The sequence below is a fragment of the Streptomyces sp. NPDC000878 genome, from assembly GCF_053599695.1.
Window position 1 is genome coordinate 1 of sequence record NZ_JBSFMT010000147.1, and the last position, 8,089, is coordinate 8,089.

The window sequence follows — 8,089 nt, forward strand, 5'->3', positions numbered from 1 at the left end:
AACGCCGGACGGGCTGGATGGTGCCGGCCGGGGCTTGATCTTTCAGCCCGTCCGGCGTTTGAGGACGAGCGCGTTTTAGCGCGATACGGGGGTTCGGGGGCGGAGCCCCCGAGGATGGGACGGGTAGGGGCGGCGGGGGCGAGGAAACTACTTGGGTTCCTCCACGCGCTTCTTCAGCCCCGCCAGCGCCCGGTCGATGATGACCTTCTCCGCCTTGCGCTTGATCATGCCGAGCATCGGGATCTTGACGTCCACCGTCAGCTGGTAGGTGACCTCGGTCGCCCCGTCACCCGCCGCCTTCAGGATGTACGACCCGTCCAGCGCCCGCAGCATCTGCGACTTGACGAGGGTCCACGACACCTCGTTCTCGCCGGTCCAGGTGTACCCCAGCGTCTGGTCGTCCTTGATCGCGCCGGCGTCCATGACCAGCCGGACCTGCTCGGCACGGCCCTGGGCGTCGGTCGCCAGGACCTCCGCCTCCTTCACCTCGCCGGTCCAGTCCGGGTAACGGGCGAAGTCGGCGATCACCGCCATCACCTCGTTCGGTGCCGCCTCGATCGTGATGCTCGAACTGGTGAATTCCGCCATCGCTGTGGCTCCTCCAGATGCGGTCCGGTGAGGGAGGGTTGGTGCGCACGTATGTGCAGCGTGAAGGCTACCCCGCGCAGAGCGGACCGCCGCCACCCACGCCCGGCCTCACCATTCGAGCACCCACGGCTTCCCGCTCCCCGCGAAGTGCCCCACGTTCACGCACTCCGTGGCACCGATCCGCATCCGCCGGGCCAGTGGCTGGTGGACGTGCCCGAACAGCGCGTACCGGGGGCGCGTACGCCGGATCGCGTCCAGCAGCGCACGGCTCCCCCTCTCGAAGCGGCGCGCGACCGTGTCGTACACCAGCTCCGGCACCTCCGGCGGAATGTGCGTGCACAGCACGTCGACCTCGCCGAGCGCCTCGATCTTCGCCGCGTACTCCTCGTCGCTGATCTCGTACGGCGTGCGCATGGGTGTCTTCAGCCCCCCGCCGACGAAGCCGAAGACCCGGCCCCCGATCTCCACCCGCTCCCCGTCCAGGACTTGGGTGCCCGGACCGGCGTACTCCGGCCAGAGTGTCGGCATGTCGACGTTGCCGTAGGTGGCGTACGTCGGTGTCGGGAACGCGGCGAACAGTTCGGCGTACTGCTTGCGCACCGCCTTCTCGATGGCCGTCGCCCGGTCCGTGCCGATGCCCGCCCACAGCCGGGCCCCGAACTCGCGCGCCTCCTCGAACCGGCGGGCCGTGCGCAGTTCCACGAGGCGGCCGGCGTTCTCCGCGCCGAAGAGGTCGGGGAAGATGCCGCGCGAGTGGTCGGCGTAGTCGAGGAAGAGGACCAGGTCGCCCAGGCAGATCAGGGCGTCCGCGCCCGCACCGGCCGCGGCCAGGTCCCGCGCGTTGCCGTGCACGTCGCTGACCACATGAATACGCGTCCTCAGGTTGCCCTGCGGTGTGGGTGCCATGGCGATCAAGGGTAGGCGTGTGCGGCATGGGTGAACAGGAGAGGGGGGTCCCCGACGGTTACTGGTCAGTCAAGAAAACCGTGCACTACTGTGCGTAAAAGACACCAACCCGTGTGACGCCGCGAACATCTCGCCGGACCCCCCTGTCGTAGCAGCCATACCGACGGGTAACGTCCGGGCAGTCCAGTCGTGCTCAGGATTTCAACTACGAAGTCCGTGAGTACTTGCCATAGCCATGGACCGCACCGTCGCATCGCACAACGTCGTGGCGCCGGCGCCCTATGAGGAGCAGCAGTCTTGCGCGAGTTCAGCCTTCCGGCTTTGTACGAGGTCCCCGCGGACGGAAATCTGACCGACATCGTCCGTCGAAACGCCGCGCAGCATCCGGATGTCGCCGTCATCGCCCGCAAGGTGGGCGGCGCCTGGCAGGACGTGACGGCCACCACCTTCCTCACCGAGGTGCACGCCGCCGCGAAGGGCCTCATCGCCTCCGGGGTCGAGCCGGGCGACCGGGTCGCCCTGATGTCCCGTACGCGGTACGAGTGGACGCTGCTCGACTTCGCGATCTGGTGCGCGGGCGCGGTGACCGTGCCGGTGTACGAGACCAGCTCCGCCGAGCAGGTGCAGTGGATCCTCAGTGACTCGGGGGCCACCGCGATCGTCGTGGAGCTGGACGGCCACGCGGCCTCCGTCGAGTCGGTGCGCGACCGGCTGCCCGCGCTGAAGCACGTCTGGCAGATCGACGCGGGCGCGGTGGAGGAGCTGGGGCGGGCCGGCAAGGACGTCAGCGACGCGACCGTCGAGGAGCGCGGTTCGCAGGCGAAGGCCGACGACCCGGCGACCATCGTGTACACGAGCGGTACGACCGGCCGGCCCAAGGGCTGTGTGCTCACCCACCGCAGCTTCTTCGCGGAGTGCGGGAACATCGTCGAGCGGCTGCGGCCCCTCTTCCGTACCGGTGAGTGCTCCGTCCTCCTCTTCCTGCCGCTCGCGCATGTCTTCGGGCGGCTCGTGCAGATCGCGCCGATGATGGCGCCGATCAAGCTGGGCCTCGTCCCGGACATCAAGCACCTCACCGATGAACTGGCCTCGTTCCGGCCGACGTTGATCCTCGGTGTGCCGCGGGTCTTCGAGAAGGTCTACAACTCGGCGCGGGCCAAGGCACAGGCGGACGGCAAGGGCAAGATCTTCGACAAGGCCGCCGACACCGCGATCGCGTACAGCCGCGCGCTGGACGAGCCGTCCGGCCCGTCGGTCGGCCTGAAGATCAAGCACAAGGTCTTCGACCGGGTCGTCTACAGCAAGCTGCGGAACGTCCTCGGCGGCAAGGGCGAGTACGCCATCTCCGGCGGCGCCCCGCTCGGTGAGCGGCTCGGGCACTTCTTCCGGGGCATCGGCTTCACGGTGCTCGAGGGCTACGGCCTCACCGAGTCCTGTGCCGCAACCGCGTTCAACCCCTGGGACCGGCAGAAGATCGGCACGGTCGGTCAGCCGCTGCCCGGCTCGGTGGTGCGCATCGCGGACGACGGCGAGGTGCTGCTGCACGGCGAGCACCTGTTCAAGGAGTACTGGAACAACCCGGGTGCCACCGAGGAGGCGCTGGCCGACGGCTGGTTCCACACCGGCGACATCGGCACCCTCGACGAGGACGGCTACCTCCGGATCACCGGCCGCAAGAAGGAGATCATCGTCACCGCGGGCGGCAAGAACGTCGCCCCGGCCGTGATCGAGGACCGTATCCGCGCGCACGCGCTGGTCGGGGAGTGCATGGTGGTGGGCGACGGGCGGCCGTTCGTGGGCGCGCTGGTCACCATCGACGAGGAGTTCCTGGGCCGTTGGGCCGCCGAGCACGGCAAGCCGGCCGGTTCCACCGCGGCGTCGCTCGCCCATGACCCGGATCTGCTCACGGCGATCCAGGGCGCGGTCGACGACGGCAACGCCGCGGTGTCGAAGGCGGAATCGGTGCGGAAGTTCCGCATTCTGGCCTCCCAGTTCACCGAGGAGTCGGGCCACCTGACGCCGTCCCTCAAACTCAAGCGCAATGTGGTGGCCAAGGACTTCGCGGACGAGATCGAGGCGATCTACCAGAGTTAGTACCGGTTCTCAGTACCGGGTCAGTACCGGTTCTCAGTACCGGAGTTGGTGCCACACAAGGCTCATGGCGCGGTGTCCTCTGCCAGGACCCGCGCCATCGTCCGTTCCGCGAGCGCGGTGATCGTCACGAACGGGTTCACCCCGATCGAGCCGGGCACCAGCGAGCCGTCGGTGATGTACAGCTTCGAATACCCCTTCACACGCCCGTAGTTGTCGGTCGCCTTGCCCAACACGCAGCCGCCCAGCGGGTGGTAGGTGAAGTCGTCGGCGAACACCTTGTTGCTGGAGCCGAACAGGTCGTACCGGTAGATGGTGGAGTTGGCCGCGTTGATCCGGTCGAACAGCTTCTTGGCCATGGCGACGGACACCGCGCTCTGGGCGGCGCTCCAGCCGAGCCGCGCCGAGTCGGTCGCCGCGTCGTAGGTGAACGACGCCCGTTCCGGGTTCTTGGTGATCGCCAGATAGAGGCTGACCCAGTGTTCCAACCCCGTTGGCAGCGGGGCGATTTCGGCGAAGACGGGGTTGGCGGTGTTGGCCCAGTCGTCGATGCCCATCACCGGCATCGTCGACTGGTTCGCCCCGACCGTGTCCCACAGGTGGTTGGCCCGCCCGAGCATCACGTTGCCGTTGGTCCCCCAGCCGGTCCCGACGCTGGCGTCGAGCGCGGGCAGCGCGCCCGTCTCCCGGGCCCGCACGAGGAGTTCGGTGGTCCCGACACTGCCGCCACCGAGGAACAGATAGGTGCACCCGTACTGCTTGGTCTGGACGACCGCGCCGGTGTCGTCGATCCGGTCGGCGGTCAGGACGTACGTCCCGTCGGCGGCCCGGGTGATCGCCCTGACCCGCTCCATGGTGGTGATGGTGACGTTGCCGGTGCCGAGCGCGGAGGCGAGGTACGTCTTGTCGAGGCTGCGCTTGCCGTGGTTGTTGCCGTAGATGACCTCGCCGGCGAGCGCGGACTTGGTGGCGGTGCCGGCCGCCTCGCGCTGCATGTAGTCGAAGTCGTAGACGCTCGGTACGAAGGTGGTCTTCAGGCCGGTGTTCTGGGCGTGGGCGCGGGAGATCCGGGAGAAGCGGTACCACTCGGTGGACTCGAACCAGGTGGGGTCGACGGTGTTGACGCCGAGCATCGCGCGGGCTCGCGGGAAGTAAGTGCCGTACATCTCGCTGGCGTTGACGCCGGGGAACTGCTCGGCGAAGTACGACTGGAGCGGGGTGACGGCCATGCTGCCGTTGACCAGCGAACCGCCGCCGACACCCCGGCCGAGGAACACGGACATGTTGTTGTAGTGCACGCGGTCCAGGGCGCCTGGGTAGGGGGTGATGTCCTTGTTGACGACATCCAGCCACAGGAAGCTGGCGAGGGGCGCCTCCGTGCGGTTCTTGAACCACATCGAGCGTTTGTCGGGGGCGGAGGTGGAACAGAAGATCTTGCCGTCGGAGCCCGTCGTGTTCCAGAGGCGGCCCATCTCGATGACGAGGGTGCGGATACCGGCCTGACCGAGGCGGAGGGCGGCGACGGCACCTCCGTACCCGGAACCGATGACGATCGCGGGGGCGGATTCGACGGCGGCGGGTTCGACGGCCTGGGCGGACTGGAGGCCGACGCGGGTGAAACCGAGGGCGGCGGCCGTCTGGAAGGCGGCCATGCCCAGTATTTGACGTCTCGTCAGCTGATGCTGCGTCAACTGGCGGTGTATCACCTTTTCTGTCATGAGCACAGCATCGGCGGATTTTCAGGCTCCGCCTAGTAGGTGTGTACCAATGCGTACCTTATGTACGCCCGCCTTACGACGTACCTACGCCGGAGGAACGACAGCCACAGACACGACAGACGCATATGCCGTCACAGCAGCGCCTTCAGCTCCTCCGCCAGCAGATCCCAGCGCCACTTCTCCTCGACCCAGGCCCGCCCCCGCTCCCCCATCCGGGCGCGCAGTTCGGCGTCGCCGAGCAGGACGGTGATCCGGTCGGCGGTCTCCTCCACGGAGCGGCCGTGCACCACCCAGCCGGTCTCGCCGTCCAGGACCGCGTCCGGCGCGCCCCCGGAGTCACCGGCGACCACCGGCAACCCCGTCGCGGACGCCTCCAGGTACACGATCCCGAGCCCCTCGACGTCCAGACCGCCCCGGCGCGTCCGGCACGGCATCGCGAAGACGTCACCGGCGCCGTAGTGGGCGGGCAGCTCGGCCCAGGGCACCGGCCCGGTGAAGCGGACCGAGTCGGCGACGCCTGTCTCGTGCGCGAGCTTGCGCAGCTCCCGCGCGTAGGGCCCGCCGCCGACGATCAGCAGCACCGTCTCCGGCTCGGCCGCGAGGATGCGGGGCATGGCCAGGATCAGCGTGTCCTGCCCCTTGCGCGGAACCAGCCGCGAGACGCACACCACGACGGGCCGGTCGGTGAGCCCGAGCCGGGCACGGACCGCCTCACCCCCCGACTCCGGGTGGAAGGTCTTCTCGTCGACCCCGGGCGGCAGTTGAACCATCCGCCGAGCGGCCTGCGGACTCAGCGCGGCGGCGATCCGCGACCGCGTGTACTCGCCCAGGTAGGTGATCGTGTCCGTCGACTCGCCGATCCTGCGCAGCAGTTGACGCGCCGCGGGCAGCTGCGCCCACCCGGCCTCGTGACCGTGGGTCGTCGCCACCAGCCGCTCGGCGCCCGCCTTTCGCAGGGCCGGTGCCATCAGCCCGAGCGGCGCCGCCGCCCCGAACCACACCGACGTACACCCGTGTTCCCGCAGCAGCCCGACGGCCCGCGCGGTGACCGCGGGCGTCGGCAGCAGCATCGTCGTCCGGTCCCGTACGACGGTGAAGGGCTGCTCCGCGTCGAAGGCGGCGGTGGCCCGGACACCCTCGTGGCCGCGCGTCCAGGTGGAGGCGTGGACGACGAGCTGTGCGGGGTCGAGCCGCAGCGCCATGTTGTGCAGGAAGGCCTGGATACCGCCCGGCCGGGGCGGGAAGTCGTTCGTCACGATCAGGGTCTTGTGCATCGCCGCCGACCCTACCGAACCGCCTCCCGCACCCTCCCAGAACCCTCACAGATGTCAGGCCCCGTTTGATGGCATTCGCACAGCCGAGCGGGAGATCATGGCCGCTCATGGGTTGACGCGGATGACACGTACGCGGCCTACGACATGGCACGAACAGGGGTTCAGGTGGACATCGCTGGCAGAGACCGGCTGCGGCTGCCCGTGGCGCTGCTGGGCACCTGGGGCCTGACCCGGCTGCTCCTGCTGCTGTTCGTGTTCAAGGTGTTCGTCTTCCCGGGCCCGGACGTCACGAGCGACGTCTCGGTGATCTACCACGGCTGGTACGAGGTGCTGCGCGAGGGCACGTTCCCGCTGGCCGACGTCACCTGGCAGTACCCGCCCGCCGCCGCCCTGGCGATCCTCTCCCCCGCGGCGCTGCCCTTCCTGGACTACGCGCAGGCGTTCTTCGTCCTGGCGTTCCTCGCCGACCTGGTGGTCCTCTCCCTCCTCCTCTACGCGGGCGTGCGCCCCGGCCGGACGCTGCGCGGCGCCTGGGTGTGGGTGGTGGGCGTCCCGCTCCTCGGCCCGACCGTGTACGCCCGGTACGACGTGATGGTGACCGCCGTGGCGGTGGCCGCGCTGCTCGCGGGTGCCCGGCATCCGCGCCTCATGGGCGCCCTGACGGCCTTCGGGGCGCTGCTGAAGGTCTGGCCCGCGCTGCTGCTCGTAGGGGCCGTACGACGCCGGGCATGGGCCTCTGCGGCCGTCACGGCGGCGGCGCTGGCGTCGCTGTCCGCGTTGACGATGCCCGGAGCCTTCGCCTTCCTGACCTTCCAGGGCGACCGGGGCACCGAGGTGGAGTCGCTGGGCGCCCTCGTCTTCCATGTCGGCCGGCACTTCGGCTGGGAGGGCCAGGTGGCGCTGAACTACGGCTCCATCGAGTTCCTGGGCCCGTTCGTGCAGACGGTGAGCACGGTGGCGCTGCTGCTGACGGTGGTCGCGTTCGGCTGGCTGTTGCTGTGGCGCCTGTGCGCGACCCGCTTCCACTCCCACACCCTGGCGGACGCGGCGTTCGTGGCGGTGCTGCTGTTCACGGTGACGAGCCGGGTGATCAGCCCGCAGTACATGGTGTGGCTGGTGGGCCTGGCAGCGGTCTGCCTCTGCTTCCGAGCGAGCACGATGGTGATGCCCGCCACCCTGGTGGTGATCGCCTGCCTGGTGACGGTCCTGGAGTTCCCCATCGGCTTCGCCCACGTGGTCGCCAGCGACGCCTACGGCATGACCCTCCTGTTCACCCGCAACGGCCTCCTGGTGATCGCGGCCCTGACAGCATCCCTGGAACTGTGGCGCACGACGGTCCCGCCCCGGGCCCCACTCCCGAAAATCCCGGACCACCCGACCCACGAGAAGAAGCCCGCGCACACGCCCTGACACTTTTTCGCCCCCGCCGCCCCTACCCGTCCCATCCTTCTGGGGGCTGCGCCCCCAGACCCCCGCTACGGCCCTGAACGGGCCTTGTCCTCAAACGCCGGA

General features: G+C 69.3%; 6 protein-coding genes. 2 read left to right on the forward strand and 4 right to left on the reverse strand.

From position 1 onward, the window contains the following. Positions 1–147: 147 nt before the first annotated feature. Positions 148–588 carry an SRPBCC family protein gene (locus tag ACWDR4_RS49240; RefSeq protein ID WP_450418643.1) on the reverse strand — a complete coding sequence of 147 codons (441 nt, stop codon included), beginning with the start codon at positions 586–588 and terminating at the stop codon, positions 148–150. A gap of 108 nt (positions 589–696) precedes the next feature. After that, positions 697–1,452, reverse strand: a complete 756-nt coding sequence (locus tag ACWDR4_RS49245; RefSeq protein ID WP_450418651.1) for a metallophosphoesterase family protein — start codon at positions 1,450–1,452, stop codon at positions 697–699. Positions 1,453–1,791: 339 nt separating this feature from the next. Here ACWDR4_RS49245 and ACWDR4_RS49250 point away from each other — a divergent pair, with 339 nt between their 5' ends. Continuing rightward, complete coding sequence (locus ACWDR4_RS49250; RefSeq protein WP_450418644.1) at positions 1,792–3,588, forward strand: AMP-dependent synthetase/ligase; 1,797 nt, start codon at positions 1,792–1,794, stop codon at positions 3,586–3,588. 62 nt (positions 3,589–3,650) lie between these two features. Here the strand turns inward: ACWDR4_RS49250 and ACWDR4_RS49255 are convergent, their stop codons facing one another. Continuing rightward, a complete protein-coding gene (locus ACWDR4_RS49255; protein ID WP_450418646.1) occupies positions 3,651–5,303 on the reverse strand; it encodes a GMC oxidoreductase in 1,653 nt (550 codons plus the stop codon). Positions 5,304–5,434: 131 nt separating this feature from the next. Beyond that, positions 5,435–6,577, reverse strand: coding sequence for a glycosyltransferase family 4 protein (locus ACWDR4_RS49260; RefSeq protein WP_450418648.1), 1,143 nt, complete (start codon positions 6,575–6,577; stop codon positions 5,435–5,437). A gap of 165 nt (positions 6,578–6,742) precedes the next feature. Here ACWDR4_RS49260 and ACWDR4_RS49265 point away from each other — a divergent pair, with 165 nt between their 5' ends. Then, positions 6,743–7,987 carry a glycosyltransferase 87 family protein gene (locus tag ACWDR4_RS49265; RefSeq protein WP_450418649.1) on the forward strand — a complete coding sequence of 415 codons (1,245 nt, stop codon included), beginning with the start codon at positions 6,743–6,745 and terminating at the stop codon, positions 7,985–7,987. The last annotated feature ends 102 nt before the right edge of the window (positions 7,988–8,089 follow it).

What these genes read in the sequence shown, in the direction of transcription:
- ACWDR4_RS49240 (WP_450418643.1), bottom strand. Translation starts at nt 588, where the DNA reads ATGGCGGAATTCACCAGTTCGAGCATCACGATCGAGGCGGCACCGAAC.
- ACWDR4_RS49255 (WP_450418646.1), bottom strand. Translation starts at nt 5,303, where the DNA reads ATGACAGAAAAGGTGATACACCGCCAGTTGACGCAGCATCAGCTGACG.
- ACWDR4_RS49260 (WP_450418648.1), bottom strand. Translation starts at nt 6,577, where the DNA reads ATGCACAAGACCCTGATCGTGACGAACGACTTCCCGCCCCGGCCGGGC.